The sequence below is a fragment of the Sphingosinicella sp. YJ22 genome (assembly GCF_011320075.1).
In the GTDB taxonomy this organism is placed as follows: Bacteria; Pseudomonadota; Alphaproteobacteria; order Sphingomonadales; family Sphingomonadaceae; genus Allosphingosinicella.
Map to the genome: position 1 here is coordinate 20,025 of NZ_JAANPA010000033.1, position 20,468 is coordinate 40,492.

The 20,468-nt window shown below is 69.8% G+C and carries 12 protein-coding genes, 1 tRNA gene and 1 pseudogene; 9 read left to right on the forward strand and 5 right to left on the reverse strand.

Features of this window, described 5'->3' with window-relative positions:
• From thiL to G7B71_RS11885, 9 genes are all read left to right on the forward strand, one after another.
• On the forward strand, window positions 1-972 hold the full coding sequence (gene thiL, locus G7B71_RS11845) for a thiamine-phosphate kinase (protein WP_166041133.1): 972 nt from the start codon (window positions 1-3) through the stop codon (window positions 970-972).
• A 99-nt stretch (window positions 973-1,071) separates the two neighbouring features.
• On the forward strand, window positions 1,072-3,189 hold the full coding sequence (locus G7B71_RS11850; RefSeq protein WP_166041135.1) for a sodium-translocating pyrophosphatase: 2,118 nt from the start codon (window positions 1,072-1,074) through the stop codon (window positions 3,187-3,189).
• A 261-nt stretch (window positions 3,190-3,450) separates the two neighbouring features.
• Window positions 3,451-5,256 (forward strand): prolyl oligopeptidase family serine peptidase, encoded by a 1,806-nt coding sequence (locus tag G7B71_RS11855; RefSeq protein ID WP_166041137.1) that lies wholly within the window; start codon window positions 3,451-3,453, stop codon window positions 5,254-5,256.
• A gap of 3 nt (window positions 5,257-5,259) precedes the next feature.
• Window positions 5,260-5,865: a glutathione S-transferase N-terminal domain-containing protein gene (locus G7B71_RS11860; RefSeq protein ID WP_166041140.1), complete on the forward strand. Its 606-nt coding sequence runs from the start codon at window positions 5,260-5,262 to the stop codon at window positions 5,863-5,865.
• A 76-nt stretch (window positions 5,866-5,941) separates the two neighbouring features.
• The gene (infA, locus tag G7B71_RS11865; protein WP_166041142.1) at window positions 5,942-6,160 is read left to right on the forward strand and encodes a translation initiation factor IF-1; all 219 of its coding nucleotides are present in this window, start codon (window positions 5,942-5,944) and stop codon (window positions 6,158-6,160) included.
• Between the two features lie 13 nt (window positions 6,161-6,173).
• On the forward strand, window positions 6,174-6,749 hold the full coding sequence (locus G7B71_RS11870) for a nucleoside triphosphate pyrophosphatase (protein ID WP_166041144.1): 576 nt from the start codon (window positions 6,174-6,176) through the stop codon (window positions 6,747-6,749).
• A 2-nt stretch (window positions 6,750-6,751) separates the two neighbouring features.
• The gene (locus tag G7B71_RS11875) at window positions 6,752-7,729 is read left to right on the forward strand and encodes a ribonuclease (protein WP_166041146.1); all 978 of its coding nucleotides are present in this window, start codon (window positions 6,752-6,754) and stop codon (window positions 7,727-7,729) included.
• Entirely contained in the window at window positions 7,707-7,916 is a 210-nt protein-coding gene (yacG, locus tag G7B71_RS11880; protein WP_166041148.1) for a DNA gyrase inhibitor YacG, read from the forward strand. Before G7B71_RS11875 ends, yacG begins: the two co-directional genes overlap by 23 nt.
• A gap of 24 nt (window positions 7,917-7,940) precedes the next feature.
• Window positions 7,941-8,016, forward strand: a tRNA-Phe gene (locus tag G7B71_RS11885).
• Between the two features lie 14 nt (window positions 8,017-8,030).
• Here the strand turns inward: G7B71_RS11885 and G7B71_RS11890 are convergent.
• The 5 genes and pseudogenes from G7B71_RS11890 to G7B71_RS11910 form a co-directional block, all read right to left on the reverse strand.
• Window positions 8,031-8,477: an NUDIX domain-containing protein gene (locus G7B71_RS11890; protein WP_166041150.1), complete on the reverse strand. Its 447-nt coding sequence runs from the start codon at window positions 8,475-8,477 to the stop codon at window positions 8,031-8,033.
• 129 nt (window positions 8,478-8,606) lie between these two features.
• Window positions 8,607-12,893: a translocation/assembly module TamB domain-containing protein gene (locus G7B71_RS11895; protein ID WP_166041152.1), complete on the reverse strand. Its 4,287-nt coding sequence runs from the start codon at window positions 12,891-12,893 to the stop codon at window positions 8,607-8,609.
• Window positions 12,893-15,064 (reverse strand): BamA/TamA family outer membrane protein, encoded by a 2,172-nt coding sequence (locus G7B71_RS11900; RefSeq protein WP_243406225.1) that lies wholly within the window; start codon window positions 15,062-15,064, stop codon window positions 12,893-12,895. Before G7B71_RS11900 ends, G7B71_RS11895 begins: the two co-directional genes overlap by 1 nt.
• Before the next feature lie 66 nt (window positions 15,065-15,130).
• On the reverse strand, window positions 15,131-18,199 hold the full coding sequence (locus G7B71_RS11905; RefSeq protein WP_243406226.1) for a CHAT domain-containing protein: 3,069 nt from the start codon (window positions 18,197-18,199) through the stop codon (window positions 15,131-15,133).
• Window positions 18,192-20,468 (reverse strand): annotated as a pseudogene (locus tag G7B71_RS11910) (hypothetical protein); the annotation flags it as partial. The gene G7B71_RS11905 and the pseudogene G7B71_RS11910, both read right to left, overlap by 8 nt.

A 20,468-nucleotide genomic window follows, 5' to 3' on the forward strand; every position in this document is an offset into this window, starting at 1 on the left:
ATGACCTCCGCCGAATCCGCCTTCATCGAGGCCCTGCGGCCGATCGCCACCGATCCGGGCGCGCGGGCCCTGCTCGACGATGCCGCGCTGCTGACCGTTGGCGGCCGCACGCTGGTCCTCACCAAGGACATGATCGTCGAAGGCATCCACTACCGTGCCGACGATCCCCCCGAGGACGTCGCGTGGAAGCTGGTCGCGGTGAACCTGTCGGACTTGGCCGGCAAAGGCGCGCGGCCGCTCGCCGCCCTGCTCGGCTACACTTTGGGCGATGCCGAATGGGACCGGCGTTTTGCCGCCGAGCTTCGGCTCGCGCTGGCCACGTTCGAGCTGGCCCTGATCGGCGGCGACACCGTGTCGCCCCCGCCCGGCGCCCCGAGGACGCTCAGCCTCACCGCGATCGGCGAAGCTCAGGAGAAGGTGCCGGCCCGGGCCGGCGCCAGGCCGGGCGACCTGCTGTGGGTGTCCGGATCGCTCGGCGACGGCGGCGCAGGGCTGCGCGTGCTGCAAGGAGAGCTGCAGGGCGACGAAGTGCTGGTCCGCCGCTACCGCGCGCCGCGGCCGAGGCTGGAGGCGGGGCAGGCGCTGGCGCCGACCGTCAGCGCGATGATGGACGTGTCGGACGGCCTCCTCATCGACGCCAAACGCATGGCGGCGGCGAGCACGCTCGCCATCGAGATCGATCTCGACCAGCTCCCGCTCAGCGCCGCCTTCCTCGCCGCGCTTGGAGACGACCGCGACGCGCGCCTGTTCGCCGCCACCGCAGGCGACGATTACGAATTGCTGTTCACGGCGCCTCACGAGGCCGGACCCGACGTCCTCCATCTCGCCGAGCATCTCGGCCTGCCGCTGTCGAGGATCGGGCGCTGCAGCGAGGGCGCGGGTCTGGTCCTGCGCGACCGCGGCGAAGAGCTTCCGCTGCCTGAAAAACTTGGCTTCGAGCACGACCCACAGGCACGTCGTTCAGGCAGTTGAAAGATTTCAAACCGCCGCTAGCATCCCCTCCACTTCGGGTCCTCCGTTCCGGGGTAATGACGCCCGAACCAGCGATAAACGACAGGGGAAGGGATTTCGATGACCGTGGTGCTTATCGCCATTGCATGCGGCGTGCTCGCCGTACTCTATGGCATCATAACGAGTAGCCGGGTTCTCGCCGCTCCGGCCGGCAATGAGCGCATGGTCGAGATCGCCGGCGCCATCCAGGAAGGCGCCAAGGCCTATCTCGGCCGCCAGTACACCACCATCGGCATCGTCGGAATCATCGTCGCCGCCCTCGTCTTCTACTTCCTCGGCTCGACCGCGGCGATCGGCTTCGTCATCGGCGCCCTGCTGTCGGGTGCGGCCGGCTATATCGGCATGAACATCTCGGTGCGTGCCAACGTGCGCACCGCGGAAGCCGCCCGCACGAGCCTGCAGAAGGGCCTCACCATTTCCTTCCAGTCGGGCGCCATCACCGGCATGCTCGTCGCCGGCCTGGCGCTGCTCGCCATCTCGGTGCTGTTCTACGTGCTCGTCGGCGTGCTCGGCCACGAAGCGACCGAGCGCGAAGTGATCGACGCCCTCGTCGCGCTCGCCTTCGGCGCTTCGCTGATCTCGATCTTCGCGCGTCTCGGCGGCGGCATCTTCACCAAGGCCGCCGACGTCGGCGCCGACCTGGTCGGAAAAGTCGAGGCCGGAATTCCGGAGGACGACCCCCGCAACCCGGCGGTGATCGCCGACAACGTGGGCGACAATGTCGGCGACTGCGCCGGCATGGCGGCCGACCTGTTCGAGACCTATGTCGTCACCGTCGGCGCCACCATGGTGCTCATTGCCTTGCTCGTCGCCGGTGCGCCGGAGGACATCCTTCAGCTGATGAGCCTTCCGCTGATCATCGGCGGCGTGTGCATTGTCACCTCGATCATCGGCACCTTCTTCGTTCGCCTCGGCCGCAGCCAGTCGATCATGGGGGCGCTCTACAAGGGCTTCCTGGCGACCGCCTTGCTGTCGATCCCGGCGCTCTATTTCGCCACCCAATACACGCTCGGCGATCTTGACAGCGTCATCGGCTCGTTCGGCCGGCCCGGCGCGGTCGGCAGCTACACCGGCATGGACCTGTTCTGGTCGATGCTGGTCGGCCTAGGCGTGACCGGGCTGATCGTGTGGATCACCGAATATTATACCGGCACCAACTATCGCCCGGTGAAGTCGATCGCCAAGGCGTCGGTCACCGGCCACGGCACCAACGTCATCCAGGGCCTTGCGATCAGCCTCGAGGCGACCGCTCTTCCGACCCTGGTGATCTGCGCCGGCATCATCGTCTCCTACATGCTCGCAGGTCTCATCGGCATCGCCTTCGCGGCGACGGCGATGCTCGCGCTCGCCGGCATGGTGGTGGCGCTCGACGCTTATGGTCCGGTCACCGACAATGCCGGCGGCATTGCCGAGATGGCCGGGCTCGAGGACGAGGTGCGCACCCGCACCGACGCCCTCGACGCGGTCGGCAACACCACCAAGGCGGTAACCAAGGGCTACGCGATCGGCTCCGCCGGCCTCGCCGCGCTGGTGCTGTTCGGCGCCTACACGACCGACCTCGGCATCTTCTTCCCGGGCGTTGCGGTCGATTTCAGCCTGAGCAACCCGTACGTCATCGTCGGCCTGCTCCTTGGCGCCCTCCTCCCCTATTTGTTCGGCGCGTTCGGAATGACCGCGGTCGGCCGGGCGGCGGGATCGGTGGTCGAGGACGTGCGCGCGCAGTTCCGCGACAACCCCGGCCTGATGGAAGGCACGGTGCGTCCCAACTATGCCCGTACCGTCGACATCGTCACCCGCGCCGCGATCAAGGAGATGATCATCCCGTCGCTGCTTCCGGTGGCGGCGCCGATCGTCGTCTACTTCCTGATCGAGGCGGTCGCCGGCCAGGCCGACGCCTTCGCGGCGGTCGGCGCGCTTCTGCTCGGTGTCATCGTCTCCGGCCTGTTCGTCGCCATCTCGATGACCTCGGGCGGCGGCGCCTGGGACAATGCCAAGAAGTATATCGAGGACGGCAATCACGGCGGCAAAGGCTCCGAGGCGCACAAGGCCGCGGTGACCGGCGACACGGTCGGCGATCCCTACAAGGATACCGCAGGTCCGGCCGTGAACCCGATGATCAAGATCACCAACATCGTCGCCTTGCTGCTGCTCGCGGCACTGGCCGGCGGCGGCGCGTGATCGGCAAGCCCCTCCTTCGGGAGGAGGCTTGCATCCCTATTGTAACCGCATATCCTCCCCCGAGCTGCTGCTCGGGGGATTTTTTTCATGCGCGCTTTCAAAGCTTTATTTATTGGCGCGGCGCTTTTTGCGACAGCTGGCGCCACAGCCCAGACCCTGGTTCGACCGACCGTGGCGGCCCCGGCCGAGCCCATTCCCGCAGCAATATTCGGCCGCCTCCCGCAAACCGAGGGTCCCCGCATCTCGCCGGGCGGTGCTGTCATGGCCGCCAAGGTGCGCGCCAACGGCCGCCAGGCGCTGGCCATCATCCCGCTCGACGTCGCCGATCCTCGACCGGAGGTAATCGCCCGCGACGAGGACGACAATTTCGACCAGCGCGGCGGCCGCCGGATCGTCAGCTGGGACTGGATCGACGACGACAACTTGCTGATCTGGCTCACGGCACGCTCAACCCTTCAGGGCCAGGACGTCACCGAAAGCCGCGTCGTCGCCTATAACCGCCGCACCCGCCAGACCACGCAGCTCGGCTGGCGTGATGCCTTGGTCAACGCCGGCAACGTGATCTGGCGATCGCGCGAGGGCCGGCCGCGGATCCTGATCTCGCGCAACGCCAGTGGCCGCGGCTTCGAACGGATCAACAACCAGGAAGTCATCGAAGTCGACGTCGAGAGCGGCCGCCAGGAAGTCGTAATCTCACCGCAACGCGGTATTCAGAACTGGTATGCGGACGGCGCCGGCAACGTTCGGCTCGGCACGAGCTTTGACCCGCAGACGGGCGTCGTCACAGCGCGCTACCGCTCAGAGGCCGGCGGCAATTTCCGGACCATCATCAGCGAGCGCATGCAGCGCTATCGCGATCCGCCGGTGCCGATCATCTTCCTGCCCAACGACCGGGCGATCGTTCTCAGCCGCCACGAGAATTTCAGCGGCGTTTACGAGATGGACCTCAATCGCATGGAGTTCGTCCGGCGGGTCTACGGCGTCGACGGCTATGACGTGGCCGACGTCACGCCGAACGTCGACCGGACCGGTATCGGCCGGATCAGCGTCGTCGAGGACCGACTTCGGCAACATTATGAGGAGCCGCGGCTGCGCGAGATCCAGCAGATCCTCGACGAGACTTACGGGCCCGGCAACGCCTTCATCGTGTCCGCCGACCGGGCGCGCGAGAAGCTGATCATCCGCGTCGGCGCGCCGAACCAGGCGGGCGGCTTCTACCTCTACGAGACGGAGACCGGAAACCTGCGCCACATCGGCTGGGTGAACACGGAGCTTCGCGACATGCCGCTCAATCCCGTGCGGACCATTCGCTACCGCACCACCGACGGGAAGACCATCGCCGCCGTCCTCACCCTGCCGCGCCGCCGCGAGCACCGCAATCTGCCACTCATCGTGATGCCGCATGGCGGCCCGTGGGCGCGCGATGACGAAAGCTTCGACATGTGGGCGCAGCCGCTCGCCGAGATGGGCTATGCCGTTGTCCAGCCGAACTTCCGCGGCTCTTCCGGCTATGGCTATGAATGGGAGGCGGCGTCGGACGGCAATTGGGGCCTGCGCATGCAGGACGACCTCGTCGATGCCATTTCCCATCTCGCCAATGAAGGCATCGCGGACCGCGGTCGAGTCTGCATCATGGGTTGGTCCTATGGCGGCTACGCGGCCTCGCGCGCGGCGCAGCGGGACGGGCAGCATTATCGCTGCGCGATCAGCGGCGCCGGTGTTCACGATCTCCCCACCATGGTCGCCTACGACCGCGACTATCTCGGCCGCCACGGCTCGCAATATCTGGGAAGCGCGGCGTCGCGCCTAGCCGAGGTCTCGCCGGCCCGCTTCCCGCAACAATATTCGATCCCGATCCTGATCGTTCACGGCGCCCGCGACGAGCGCGTGCCGGTGGCGCAGTCGCGCGACCTGGTCGCTCGCCTCAGGAACGCCGGCAAGGTCGAGGGACGCGACTTCGTCTATCTCGAGCAGCCGCGCAACACCCACAATCTGCCGCTCGAGGAAGACCGCGTGCAGTTCATCGAGGCGGTCCAGCGATTCCTCGCCGAGCACAATCCGGCTTGAGCCGTGCGCCTGATTGTCACCCGCGCCAGCCCCTATGCCCGCAAGACTCGGGCTGCGGTCATCGAGCTCGGGCTCGAGGACCGCGTCGAGATCGTCGAAGTCCCGATCCGGCTGCCCCAGCAGTCCAAGCCCGATGTCGAGGCGGTCAATCCGCTCGGCAAGATCCCGGTTCTCGAGCTGGACGACGGCCGGCTGATCGCCGACTCGCCCGTCATCGTCGCCTATCTCGACGATCTGGCCGGCGGCGGTCTCATCCCGAGGGGCGCGGACAAATGGCGCGTGCTGACGCTAGAGGCGCTCGCCGACGGCTGCATGGACGCCGGCTTCGTGCTGCGCATGGAGCAATTGAAGGCCGAAGAGCGGCGCGATCCCGCCGAGGTCGCCGCCTACACCGCCAAGATCGAACGGACGCTCGACCGCATCGAGCAGGAGCCGCACTGGCTCGCCGGCGACTTCAATGTCGGCCAGCTCGCCCTGGCCTGCGCGCTCGACTGGATCGTGTTCCGAGGCCTCGTCGCCGACCCGCTCGCCGGCCGCCCGCGCCTGCGCGACTGGCTTGCGGCGACGCGGGGGCGGCCTTCGCTTGCGGCGACCCGTCCCAGTACGTGACCCGCCGCCTTCCCTTTTTCAGTTCCAGGCGATAAGCCACCGCGTCTTTTTCGCCTTGAGAACCCGCGAGGATTGTTTGGCCAAGGAAGAACTTCTCGAGATGCGCGGCACGGTGGTCGAGCTGCTGCCCAACGCCATGTTTCGCGTGAAGCTGGAGAATGGCCACGAGATCCTCGGCCACACCGCCGGCAAGATGCGCAAGAACCGCATCCGCGTGCTGACCGGCGACGACGTGCTGGTCGAGCTGACGCCCTACGACCTCACCAAGGGGCGCATTACTTATCGGTTCAAGTGACGGGCTGCCGCCGATGAGCGGCGCGCGCCTGATCCTCGCTTCGGCATCGCCCCGGCGGCTCGAGCTGCTCGGGCGGCTCGGCGCCGTGCCCGACGAGGTCGTCCACGCAGACATCGACGAGTCCCCCCGCAAGGCCGAGCTGCCGACCGTCTATGCCGCGCGCATGGCGGCCGAGAAAGCGGTGGCGGTGGCCCGTCCCGGCGACGTGCTGGTCGCCGCCGACACGGTCGTCGCGGCGGGGCGGCGGATCCTGCCCAAGGCGGAGACCGAGGCGGAGGCGCGGGCATCGCTGCGCCTGCTGTCGGGGCGTCGGCACCGAGTCCATTCGGCGGTCACCGTCGTCGACGCCGACGGCAAGGCGCGCCACCGCCTGTCGACCAGCATCGTCGCGTTCAAGCCATTGAGCGAGGACGAGATCGACGCCTATCTCGCCAGCGGCGAGTGGCACCGCAAAGCCGGCGGCTATGCCATCCAGGGCCGCGCCGAGGCCCTGGTGCGGATGCTCCAGGGCAGCCATTCCGGCGTGATGGGCCTGCCGCTGTTCGAGACGCGGGCGCTGCTCCGCGCCGCCGGCTGGCCGGTCGGCTGAGCATGGCGGCCTGGCTCTACGAGGAAGGGATAGGCGAGAACCGCGCGATCCGCGTCGAGCAGGGCGAGATCGTCGAGGCCGTCATCGAGCTGCCCGGCACGGCCGGGCCGGGCGCGGTGGTCGAGGCGCGCCTCATCGACGTCCAACAGCCCGGGCGGCGCGGCCTGGTTCGGCTCGACAGCGGCGACGAGGCGATCCTCACCCCGATCCCCGCGGGCGTCACCGAAGGCGCGACCTTGCGCGTCGAAGTGGTTCGCGAGCCGTTGCCGGAAACGGGACGCGCAAAGCGGGCCAAGGTGCGCCCGAGCGACGCGCCGCTGCGCCCCGCCCCGCCGCTGGCCGAGCGGATCGGCGGCTGGGTGCCCAGCGCACCGGGTCGGATCGACATGTTCGAGCAGGCGGGCTGGAGCGAGCTGATCGAAAGCGCCGAGACCGGCGAGATCTCGTTCGCCGGCGGCGCATTGCGGATGAGCCTGACCCCAGCCATGACCCTGTTCGACGTCGACGGCGTGCTGGAGCCGGCGGCGCTGGCGGTGGCGGGCGCGCGCGCGGCTGGGCAGGCGATCCGCCGCTTCGCCATCGGCGGCTCGATCGGCATCGACCTCCCTACGCTTCCCGCCAAGGCCGACCGGTTGAAGGCCGCCGAGGCGCTCGACGCGGTTCTCCCACAGCCGTTCGAGCGCACCGCGGTCAACGGCTTCGGCTTTCTCCAGGTGGTGCGCCGGCGCGAGCGGCGCTCGATTCCTGAGATCGTCCAGGCGGATCCGGTCGGCTCCGCCGCGCGTGCGCTGCTTCGCCGGGCCGAGCGCGCCGGGCCCGGCGCTCTGCTCCTCGTCGCCGCGCCGGCGGTGACCGCGCGAATCGAAGCGGAGCAGGCCTGGGTCGAGGCCCTGCAGCGCCGAATCGGCGGCGCGATCGCCTTGCAGGCGGACGCCGGCCAGCCCATATCCGCGGGATATGTCCATCATCGGCAAAGCTAGGCGCGGCAATGGCTGCCCCCTGTGCGGCAAGACCATCGAGGCGGCATTCAAGCCGTTTTGCAGTCAGGGATGCCGCGACCGCGACCTGCTCAATTGGCTCGGCGATTCCTATCGCGTGCCCGGCGCGCCGGCCGGACCGGAAGAGCTCGCCGAAAGGCTGGACATCAGGCCGGAGCCGCCTCTATAGGCCCACTTCCCGCTCGCCGGGCATGCCCAGGTAGCTCAGTTGGTAGAGCACGTGACTGAAAATCACGGTGTCGGCGGTTCGATCCCGTCCCTGGGCACCACCGCCTGAATCGCGTCAGGCGACGCTCTCCAATCCGTTGCGCAACGCCGACATGACGACCGCCCGGTCGCCGGGGCGGTGAAGCAGGTCGAGAGCTTCGGCGGACGTCACCCACATCAGCTCGTGCTCGCCGCTTTCGCACTGGGGCTCGCCCAGCCGCGCGCGCCAATAGGTGGTATCGAGCTCGACGCTGCCTTCCATGATCCTCTGCCGCGCCTTGCCGAGCCGCGCCTCGACCACTGCCGAGCAGCCGCATTCCTCCTCGATCTCGCGCGCCAGCGCGGCGCGGGCGTCCTCGCCCGGCTCGATGCGTCCGCCCGGCAAGTAGCAGCGCCCACTGTCCGTCCGGACAAGCAGGACTCGGCCGGACCGGTCGCCGATCACCGCATAGGCGCCGCTCTGGCGGACGGGTTCGGGACCGAAGACGAGGCTGGCGGAATGGACTTGGGCTGAACTTGCCAAAAGCAAACCTACTCGAATGAACGGACCGCCGGACGGCGACGCGGGAGTGCTAACGCGCGACCAGGCCATCCCGGTTGCAGCGGTTCGTCATTTACCGTCGGTTGGACGCCGGCTGTGGCCGATGGGCCACTAATAATCGCGCGAATAGCGCAGGTTGACGTTGGTGCCGCTCATCGTGCCGAACTGCGAGAGCAGGCTCAGCGAGCGCGACAGAGCGATCTCGATCTGGGTCGCGGTGAAGCCCTCGGCGTCGGTGATGATCTCGATGTAGATGTCGTCGCTCAGGTAGAAGCCGGCGGCGATGGCGGTGCCGCGGCCGACCGTGTCGTCCTCGCCAAGGATGCGGATGCGGTCGATGCCGGTCGCCTGCTGGAGCTCGCCCAGAGGATTGAGGCCGCCGCTGCCGCCGCGCAGCGAGTTCAGCGATGCGGCGAGCTGGATCGCCTGGATCGCCGAAATCTCGGTCACGGAGCTGCCGAACAGGATGCGGCTGACGATCTCGTCCTGCGGAAGGCCCGGATTCGACGCGAACTCGATGCGCGGATTGGCGCCGCTGCCGCCGATCAGGATGATGACCTCGACATCGTCGACGTCTGCGGCGGCGCGGATGTCGAGCTGCGGGCTCACCCGCGCGCTGCCGGTGTCTACGAAGTCGATACGGCTCTGCTGGTCGAGGATGAAGCGGCGGCCGGCGAGGCCGAGCACCCCGCGCACGAGGTTGATTCGGCCGCTGAGCTGCGGCGCGTTGGTGCGGCCGGTGACGCGCAGATTGGCGGCCCATTCGGAATCGAGGCCCATGCCGGTGACGTAGAGCTGGTTGTCGGAGACCAGGCGAAGGTCGAGATTCCACTGGCTCGGCACCGTGCCACGCTGCGCCTGGCGCTGGCCCGGCTCCGGCAGCGGCTCGCCGCGGCGGCGTACCCCGGCGAGCTGCGGAATGCGCGCGGCGCCCTGGGTGACGATCTGGTAGCGAGTCTCGCCGAGCTCGAGCCGGCCGCGGATCACCGCCGGCTCTGCCGCGCTGTTGCGGATCTGGAGGTTGCCGGTCGCGGTCGCGGTGATGTCGTCGCTGCGCGCGAGCCGGGCATTGGCGAGCTGGGCGTCGATTCGGACCGGGTAGCCGGCGGCGCTCGACAGGCCGATCTCGCCCTCCGCCTGAATGGTACCCTCGCCGGCGCGACCGGTCAGCCGGACGATGTCGAGCTGGGAGCCGTTGAAATTGCCGTCGATCGTCAGGTTGGTGATGCGCGTGCCATATTGCCCGTTGGTATAGGTGAGGTTGGTCGAGCGGACGATTCCGCGGAACTGTGGATTGTCGAGGCGGCCGGTGAAGTCGGCGCCGATTCCGACCGGTCCCTCGATCTGGTGGCCCGCCATGCCGACCAGGGAGCTCAGCACGCCGGCCGGCCCGTTGTAGCGAATGCCGCCCGCCAGCGGCGCCGAGGCGAGGCGCTGGGTCCAGGTGCCGGCGCCCGGCGGCAGCGGCTGGAGCCGCGCCTGGATTCGACCGACGATCGCGCCTTCCTCCCGGACCACCGCGCTCAACGACCCGCCTTCCGGCACGAGATTGCCGGCCAAGGCGACGTCGACCGGCACCGAGCGCATGGCGATTCCGGTCCGGGTAAAGTTGGCGATGTTGAGCCGAGCCTCGGCGCGCGGGAAGGCGCCGCCCGCGGGGAGGAAGAAATCGAGGCTTCCGGTCGCCTGGCCGCCGAGGCCGAGGCCAGGCCCGACTGTGTTGACCACCGACAGGTCGAAATTGTCGAGACGGGACTGGACGATGAGGCCGTCGCCGTAACGCCCGGCGAGGCGCAGCCGGCCCTGTCCCTCGCGGAACAGGACGGTCGTCGGGCGCAGCAGCCAGGCAGTGTCGACCCGCTCGATCAACGCCGGCTGGGCGAAGCGGAACGGGATACCGTTGGCGGTGCCGCGCATCGCCATGCGGATGCGGGTGGGGCTGAGGTCGGCATTGCCGGCGACGTCGAACGGCACGCCGCTCGCGCCCGTCGCGACGAAGCGGGCGTTGCCGGCATTGTCCCGGTAGGTGAACATCGTGCGGCCGCGGTCGATCTGCAGCGAGCCGCTGGTGAGACCGGCAACCTGGACGTCGCCCTCCGCCTCATAGACCGCGAACGGATCGCCCGCGATCGGGAGGGTCAGGCCGACGTCGACGATCGCCCGCGCGATGGTGATCGCGTTCTGGCCGGCGATGCTGCTCGGGATCACCGCGTCGTTGGCCGTGGCGGCGACGTCGATCCGCTGGCGGCGGCCGGCGGCGGCGAGCGCGACATTGCCGTCGATGCCCTGGCCGGTGACGCTGAGCGAGCCCGCGAACGGCCCGGCGGCGGTCTGGGTGACGCGGCCCGCGAAGGTCAGGCCGGCGAACAGCAGGCGGTTGACCTGGATGGTCATCGGCCCGGCACGCGAGAGGACCAGGACGTCGGCCGAGAAAGGTCCGTAATCCGATTCGCCGGTCGCCTGGATCGCATAGCCTTGGCCGGTCGAGCGCACGGACGCGCGGACGTTGCGCAGGCCGACGCCGAAGCCCGGATCGGCGACGGTCAGCTGAATCTGCGGCGCCGAGATGCTTCCGCCGATCTCGACCCCGACCGCGCCGTAGCGGCGGCTGGTGCCGGACAGGCGCAGTGCGATTCGGCCGTCGGGATAATAGACTCCGCCGCCCTCCGTGATTCGAAGCGCCGGTGCGCTGACACGGACGTCGCCGATGCGAATGATGCCGTTCGGGGCGACGTTGACGCTGGCGGTGGCGACCGCGTTGCCGCCAAGCAGATCGGCGGCGGTGGCGTTGAAGATGCGCCGGCTGCGCACCGACACGCGGCCGTCGACGCCGAACCCGCCGGCCTGGTTCACAAGGTCGAAATCGCTGGTGATGTCGAAGACGCCGATGCTCTCGACCAGGTAATTGTTCACCGTCCCCTGGACGCCGACATTGTAGCGGCCGCGGCCGACGTCGAAGGCGAGGGTCAGAACCGCGTCGGCGCGGTCGGAGCGGAGGCGCAGATTGTCGGACAGGATGTTCGGCCAGTCGACGAGGATGTCGCCATTGATCCGCACATTGGTGAGCAGCCCACCTAGCGTCGGCGGCAGGCCCGTGATCCGGCCGATGCGGCCATTGACCGGAACGACGATTCGGTCCGGGTCGACGCGCGCGCTTCCGGTCGCGCGGAAATTCTCGAGCGTCCGGCTGCCGAGGGCGAGCCTCGCGGCGGTGAGATCATAGACGATGCGCGGGCGGCGGATGGAGCCGTCGAGGACCAGCGCCAGGCGCACGTCGCGGCCGTCGAGATTGGGCGCGATCGCGCCCGGGCGCATCAGCCGGGCGGCGACGCGCATCTCCTCGAACTGGCTGGCGCGGAGGTCGACCACGCCCTCCGCGGCGATGGCGAGGGCGCGGCTGTTCAGGCGCAGATTGACGTCGGCGCGGCGGTTCGCCCAGGTCGTGGTGAGATTGAGATAGGTCAGCGGCTCGGTGAGCCGGTTGGCGGGGCCGGTGACGAAGATGTCCGGCCGCATCGGTCCGGTGACCCGGAAGGTGCCATCCTCGGCGCGGATGTCGAGATTGGCGAAGGGCTGGCCTTCCATCGCCGCCTGCATCCGGCCGCGCCAGTTCGCCCAGGTCCCCCGGCCGGCGACCGCGATCTCGAGCGGCTTGGCGATGCTGGTCATGCTCGCGACGAAGCCGTTGGCGGGCGCCTGGACCCGCATCTCGATGTTGAGCCGGTCCTGCTCGGGCGCCGCCTCGAAGCGAAGCGCGAGCCGGTCGCCGCCGGCGATTCCCGGTCCCTGAAGCGCGTTGACGTCGAGATTCGCGCGCGCCGCACTGTTGGCGAGATGCAGGTCGCCGCCGATCGACAGGAGGTGGCGCTGCCCGGTTACCGGCGGATCGAGGATCAGCCGGCCGATGCGCAGGTTGGCGATGTCGAGGTCGATATCAGGGATGAGCGGCGCGTTGGGATCGGTGCTGCGCAGTTCGGGCAGCCGCGCCAGCCGCGCCTCCGGAATGACCAGCGAGCGGATGTCGATATGGTTGCGGCGGATGTAAGCGAGCGGCCGATAGTCGACCTCCGCCACCGGCGCGGCGAAGAAGGCGCCCCTGGGATCGGACAGGACGAGGCCGCGAAGGGTCATCCGGCCCCAGATCGATCCGTCGATCGAATCGACATGGACCTTGAGGCCCGACGCCGTCTCGATGCCGTTGATCTGGCCGACCACGAAACGGCGGCCGGAATCGCTGTTCAGCCAGATGAGGAAGGCGGCCGCGGCGGCGACCAGCACGCCAAGGACGATGGCGAGCCACTTGGCGAAGGTGAGCGCGGGACGGCGGCGGCGGACGACGACCGTGTCGGTCGGCTCGATCGGGGGCGGGGTGCCGCCGCTGTCCGCCACGCTCGCCATCAGAAGGCCTGCCCGATCGAGACGTAGACGGAGATCAGGCCCTCGCCCTCGCGGCGGCCGATCGGCGTGGCGATGTCCAGGCGAAGCGGCCCGAAATTGGTGTAGAGCCGCCCGCCGACGCCGATGCCGAAGCGCATGTCGTCGAAGCCCGGATATTCGTCCTCGGTCACGCTGCCGGCATCGATGAAGGCGACCACGCCGTAATTGCCGAAGCGGTAGCGCCCCTCGACGGCGAATTCGGTGAGGCCGCGGCCGCCGACCGGCAGCGACAGGGTCGGCGGCACCTCTTCGGGGTCGTCCTCGATCGGATCGAAGTCGGGATTGGGCACGGTGATGCGCGGGCCCAGCTCCTGGAAGCCGAAGCCGCGGACCGAGCCGCCGCCGCCGGAATAGAAGCGCCGCGACGGTGCCAGACGGTCGCGCTCGATTCCGAAGATCGAGCCGAAGCGGGCGCGGGCGGCGATCACGAAATCGTCGCGGATCGGCTGGTAGTAGCTGCCGTCGAGCTGGGTGCGCAGATAGACTTCGCTGCCGTCGCGAAGCGAGGCCTCGGGATTGACTCGAGCCGCGAGACGGAAGCCGCTGGTTGGGTCGAGCAGGCTGTTCGACCGGTCATAGCCCACCGAGCCGATCAGGCCGCCGATGAAGAAGGCGTCGCCGACCGAGATGCGCGGAGCGCCGACTTGGCTCTCGTTGGTGGCGAGGATCTCGGCGCCGTAGGAATAGGTCCACACCTTCTGCCAGATCGGCGTCGACTCGCGGGTGACGAGGCCGAGCAGGCGCACGGTATAGCCCTCGAACGCCGCGAAGTCGCGGCGGCCCGCGTCGAGCTGCAGCAGCAAGGCCTGGTCGCGCAGGTTCCAGTTGTTGAACCGGAGGCGCGCGCCGGCCGACTGCTCGTTGGTACCGAGGACCGCCGCGACCCGAACCGCGCCTTCGGGCCGGAACATGTTGCGGTGCTCCCACGCGCCTTCGACGCGGAAGCCCTCGCCGGTCGAATAGCCGACATTGGCGTCGAGCGAGCGCGCCGGGCCGGCGTCCTGGCGGACAAGGATGTCGACATATTCGGTGCCGTCGCCCGCCGAAACGCCGGTCCGCACCGGCTCGGCGGCGACTGTGCTGAACAGGCGGGTGGCGACCATCGCCTCGCGCAGATCGTCCATCATCCGCCGGTCGAACAGCTGGCCTTCCTCGAAGCGCGCAAGCAGGTCGATATGGTCGGTCTCGAAGGCGGCGTCGCCTTCGGTGAGGATTCGGCGGAAGCGCGCGCGCGGGCCCGGAACGACCTGAAGCGTATAGTCGCCGCGGCCGGTATCGGGGTCGAGCAGGATATCGCGCGGCGGCTGGTCGCTGCCCTCGACCCCGACCGTCGCGAACGGATAGCCGTTCTGCGGCAGGCGAAGCAGGACGTTGGCCTCGGCCGCCTCGACCTGCGCGGCGACGATCGGATCGCCGCTGTCGAGCTCGAGCGCCTCGCGGGCAATCACTTGCGCATCGCCTTCGGCGCCGGCGAGCGTGATCTCGCCGAACGCGTAACGCTGGCCGGGTACGATCGTGATGGTGACCGGCAAGCGCCCTTCCGCATCGGCCGTGGTCGTGATCGAGTAGGTCGCGGCCACGTCATAATAGCCTTCCGAGCGAAGCAGCCGCTCGGCGAGAGTCACGTCCTCGCGGGCGCGCGCCTCCAGCATCGCGCCGTTGACCGCCTCGCCGCGCGCATCCTCCAGCGCGGAGAGCGAACGGAACTGGCCCTCCAGCCCGACCTCCTCGAGCCCGCGCACGACCAGGGCATAGCGGACCCGCGGCGCCTCATCGGAATCGCTGGACCGGACCTCCTGGAGCGGCTGGGTGACGAAGGTCTCGAGCGGCGGCAGCGGCTCGGCGAGCGCGGGATCGCCGAGCGGTGCGTCCTCGACCGGGCCCGGCTCGGGCGGGAACGGCCGCTGGGGGACTCCCGGCGTCGCCGGAATCGGCTCCAGCGGTGCGAGCGGCGCGTCGAGCTCCGGATCCAGCTCAGGCACTTCCTGCTCGAACTGGCTGTCGGGGATGATCGGGTCGCTGCGCGCGGGATTGGGCGTCGGCGCCGGCGCCGACTGGGCATGAGCCATCGCCGGCGCCGCGAGGATGCCGCTCGCCAGCGCCGTCAAGAGGAACAAGGATTTCTTACTCAACCGCCCCCGCTCAGCCGCCCGCACGCCCTGGGCGACTCCGCTTCAACCCGCATGTTAGCAGAAAGTTCAATCCCTTGCGGCGGTTCGCACCGGTGCCGCGGGGACCACCGGATTGGTGCCGTCGCCAATCACCGCGAAGCCCGCCCAATAATAAGGATGCGACGTCGCCGGCTCATCCATGAGCCGGTGCTGGGACTGACGCAAGGCCGAAGCGGTGCCGGTGCCCGGCGCCGCGGTGAACAGGCCGGAGATCAGCCGTTCGGTCGCCTCATAGGCGTCAGGCACCGGCCAGTGGCTCGCCACCACGAGCCGGCCGCCGGCGCCGACGAAGGCGCGCACCAGGCCGTCCAGAGCGAAGTCGCCGCCGCTGGTCAGGCCGACCTCCTCGGTCGCGGTGAAGTCGGCGCGGCCGGCGGTGTCGCAGGCCGACAGGATGATGAGGTCGGCGTCGAGGCGCAGGTCGAAAATCTCGCGGAAGCTCAGCAGGCCGTCCGATTCCGGCCCGCCGAAGCTGGTCAGCAGCGACGGCCGCGACGGGCATTCGGGGCGCGGCGGCGTGACCAGGCCATGGGTGGCGAAATGCATCACCCGGAACTGGTCGAGGTCGCCGCGTTGCTTGATCGCGGTGTCGGTGAAGTCGGCGCCGGTGACGATGTCGGTTGCGCCGCCGTCGGGGCCGGACAGTGCCCGGCTGGCGGTGATCAGCTCGTCGTCGGGAATCGGCCGGTTCCACGCGGTGAGCGCCCAGGAGCATTCCGGCCCGCCTTCGCCGCCGCGGACGTTGAGGCTGGCGAGGGTGAGACCGGAGGCCGGCGCGTTCTCGCCGAAGCCGAGATACTGGTTGGCGGCGCGTGACGGCGCCAGCTGCCGAACGTCGCGGAAGGCGAGCGGCGCGACCGAGGTCGAAATGTCGCGGTCGCGGCCGAACCAGGCAATGCCGGTGAAATCGAACACGTCGGCGCCCGGCTGAGCGGCGCGGCGGCGATAGGTCTCGACGCCCGCCTCATCCTCGACCAGCAGGTTGGGCGGCAGGCGAAGCATGGCGCCGTCGCCTTCGAATATGAGGTGGCGTACTCCGCCAAGCTCGCTCGCGACCGGGCCGAACAGGGTGCGGTAGAGGCCGTGCGCGGTCTCGACGTCGAACGGGTAGGTGAGGATGTCGCCGTCCTCGACCAGCGAGATGGTCGCGCGCAGCCCATCGACCGCCTCGTCGAGCTGGAGCGGCGTGGTGCCGAGCCGGAAGGCGCGCGCCGAGGTCGGCGTCGCCATCACCGCATAGGACGACCCGCCGAGCACAATCATCTTGTAATAGGCCTCGCCGGGGCGAAGCAGCTGCTGCAGCTCTGCCAGCGGCAGCGCATTGGTGGCGACCGCTCGGTAACGCGGGAAATCGGCGAGCCGCGCCTGCGTCGCCGCCTGGACCTGCCGATATTCCTCGAGACGCGTCTCGGCGGCGGCGATGGCGGCGACGGCCTCGGCGCTCTGCTCGCCCGCCCGCAGGCGCGAAATCTCGACCCGGGTGCGCTCGACGTCGCGGGTCAGCGCGACCGCCTGGCGGAACAGGCGCGAGCCTTCGTCGCTGCCCGCGCTGAGCTCGCGCGCGAGCACCGCCTGGGTCTGGGCGACTCCGGGCCGCATCGCCACCTGCGAGGCGAGGAACAGGTCCGCGGCCGCGTCGGGGCCCGCGTCGGCGGCGGTGAGCAGCTCGAAATAGGGCTCGAGCGACCGGCGCACGACCGACGAGCCGGTGCCCGCCTCGACATTGGCGGCGATGATCGTCCGGTAGAGGTCTCGCGCCGCCTGCGCCTGGCCGGAGCGGGCGAGATAATGAGCGAGCCGCGCCTGGGCGCTGAGCAGGGCCGCCGACCCGGGATAGTCGACCTCGAGCAGAGCGACCGATTCCCGCAGCAGCCGCTCCGACTCGGCCGGCTGCTGTCCCGCCTCGGCGATCGACGCCAGCTCCTGCAGGATCTGGGCGCGCATCCACACGGTCGAGGCGACCACGCCGCCGCGCACGCCCTGCAGGTCGGTGAAGGCCTGGCGGAGGATCGGCACCGCTTCCTCGCCGCGCCCCTGAAGGCGAAGGATCGTGCCGCGCAGCTGCTGCGCCTGCGCGTCGAGGATCTGGATCTTCTCGGCCGGGCGCAATGTGCCGCTCGCCGCGTCGATGGACGTGCGCCCCGAGGCCTCGGCATTGAGCCGGTCCGAGGCGAGCCGGTCGATGACCGGCGCCTGGGCCGCGCCGCTCCCCGCCCGCCCGGTCATCGGCCGGTCGAGTTCGGCGAGTGCGCCCGCCGCCTCGCCCTGGTTGAGCAGGTGAAGAGCGACATAGTTGCGCAACCGGCGGCGAAGCACCGGGTCGTCGCCGGCGAGGGCGGCGGCGCGGGCGAACTCGGCCTCGGCCTCGGCGTAGCGGCCGAGATTGGAGCTTTGCAGTCCCTGGTTGACCAGGGCCTCGGCACGCGTCGCATTCTCCTCGATCTCGTTGAGGCTGCCGAAGAATTCCGCCGCCTCGGCATAGGAGCCGGCATTGTTGCGGCGATAGGCTTCGAGCAGCGCCCGGCGCGGGTCGAGCGAGCCGGCCTGGGCGCGGGCGAAGGCGGCGGGATCGCCAGCACCGGTGGTCGCGACTGCGACTTCGCCGGGCACCGGCCGGTCGGCGATCAGCGACCTTAGGCCGAGCCGGAGCGCGCTGTCATAGCCGGCCAACCCTTCGGCGACGTAGAGGGTGTCGCCGCGCCGCACGAGATAGGCGCGGTGGCCGACATCGGCGCTTCGCCAGCGGCAGTTGAGGAGAGTCGTAGTGCCGGCGCCTTCGATTTCCACCCGCTCGGAGGTCGGGCAATCAACCCGCTCGGCGCGCAGCCGCGCGAGCCGCGCCGCGGGGTCGCCGCCGCGCAGGCGCAACGCATAGAGCTGGCCGACCGCCGCGTCGGCGTCGCGGCAGGTGATCGAATAGCCGCGGTCGAACATGTCGCCATAAGCGGCGTCGAGCGCGCTCACCTGGGCGGTGCACAACAGGCCGCTTCCCGAGCCGATGTTGAAGCTGTCGCGCAGGCTGAGCGGCTGCGCCGACGCGGGCTGCGCCGCGAGCGCGCCCAGGCTCACGGCGGCGAGCAGGATCATCCTATTCATCGCCCGGCTCCTCGGCTGGAGGCGCGCATATCGGTTCTCTGCCCTCCGCCCGGGCCCGATCCAGCTCGCCGGGCTGGCACTGGTGGCCGCCGATTTCGGTCCAGCTGCTGCTGTCGCCGCCGCTGGTCACCGGCTCCTCGATCAGCGGCTCGGCCGCCGCGGTGTCGATCAGCTCGTCCTCCTCGGCGATAACCGGAAGCGGCGTGTCGCTCTGACCCCCGACCGGGTCTTCCACCTCCTCGGACGTCGGCGTCGGATTGGGCAAGGCGGGCAGTTCGGGCTCGACCGGCGGCGGCGCAGGGCAGGTGCGGGCCGGGATGTTGCACAGGTTGAGCTCGGACCCCGGCGTATAGGTGCCGTTATACACCGCCTCGAAGAAGAAGGCGCTGCCGGTACTCATCGACCCGTCGGCGCGGATTCCGCGGGCGAAGACGGCGACGTCGGCGGGCTCTCCCTGGCCGCCGGCATTGATCGTCAGCGTGCTGCTGCCGACGGTGATTCCGCCGAAGTCGGTCGCGGTGCCGCTGTTCTGGACGTAGAGGCTGAGCGCCGGGCTCAGCATGACATCGAAACCCTCGACATAGCCGCGCGGCTCCAATGTGCCGTTGTTGACGAGGAGCGCGGCGTTGCGGCCGGCGAAATTCGGATCGGCGATCAGCTGGGTGAGGAGGTTCTGGTCGGTGACCCAGATATGGTCGCTTTCCAGCCGCACCGTCCCCGCCGGGCCGCCGGCGGCGTTGCGGATGCGGATGCTGCCGGCCGGCGTGATCACCTGGATTCGCTCGGCCCCGCCGTCGCCGGTCATCTCTATGAGGCTGGTCGCGCCGGCGTTGCTGAGCAGAAGCGCGCCCTCCACCTGGATGATGCCCTGGCTCTGGATGCTGAGCCGGTCGATTCGGGCCGCGTCGATGGTGACTCCGCGGATGACGATGTCGGGCGGGCGATCGGCGGCGCCGCTCGAACCCGGCCCGAGGAACAGCAGGCGCCCGGTCTGGATGCGCCCGATCTCGGCCGCGCTCAGCACATAGCCCGGGCCGACATTGTCGCCGCCGAAGCGCGCGGCGCCGTCGGACTGCCCCGCGTCGAGGCGCACCTCCTCGGTATTGGAATCGCCGATCCGGCCGGCATCGGGGACTTCGATGTCGCCGGATCGGATGGCGATCAGCCGGCCGAGCAATTGGTCGCCGATGGTCGCGAGCAAAGGCGTCTCGATCGCGACCGAGTTGGTGCCGCGAATGAGAGTCCCCGCCGACGAGGTGAAGGTCCCGCCGGCACGCATGAACAGGTCGGTGACGTCGATCGTGCCCTGGCCGGCCGCGCGGTTGGTGTGTTCCACCGTCACGTCCTCGTTGGACAATAGGCCGACATCCGCCCCGACCAGGCGGCCGCCGTCGCTCGCGGTGAAGCGCAGGTCGCCGTCGCTCTCGAACTGGCCGGAGCCGGTAACCGTCACCACGCCGTCGCGCAGGTCGATGTCGGAGGGCTGCCGCATCGCCGAGCCATCGCTGCCGCCGGTCGTGATGACGGCGTCACCGAAGGTGATCGGGGCGCCGTTGGCGATGATCCGGAAATAACCGCCCTGGGTATTGCTCGACGGGCCGCCCGAGGCATTCAGCGTCGCGTCGAGCTGGCCGATGGTGAGCGACCCGGCATTGCCCGCGCTGTCGCGTGACGCGGCGATGACGATCTCGCCGCCGGTGCCGACACCCTGCTCGCGCGGATCGCTGCCGCCCGCCGATCCGCCGGCGCCGCCGGTGCCGGTCGCGTCGATCGTCACGCTGCCGGTGATGGTGGTCGGCGCCGCCTGCGATGAGAGAAAGACCGCGCCGCCCTGCCCGCGTCCCGCCGAGACGACCGGCGCTGCGATTCCGCTGCCGTGCGTGCCGCTGGCGCCGCCCGTGCCGCTCACGTCGATACCGAGCGAGGCCAGAAGCAGCTCGCCGGTGCTCGCGATCGAGGTCGGCGAAGCTTCCCCCATCGTGCCCACGGTGACGAAGCGGCCGAAACCGTCGCCGCCGAAGCCGCCCTGCTGGCCGGCGTCGCCGAAGCCGCCGCGGCCGCCGACGCCGCTCGCGTCGATCGACACCGCGTCGAACTGCACGCGGCCGTTGCGCCGGCCGGCCTGAAGGGTGACCATGCCGCCGGTGCCGCTGCCGCCATTGCCGGCCGCCGTCGCCGAAGCGGCCTGTCCGCCGCCGCCATTGCCGCCGGCGCCGCGCGTGTTGAGCGCCAGGCCGCCGCCGGTGATCGACGAGGCTTCGGTGCCGGT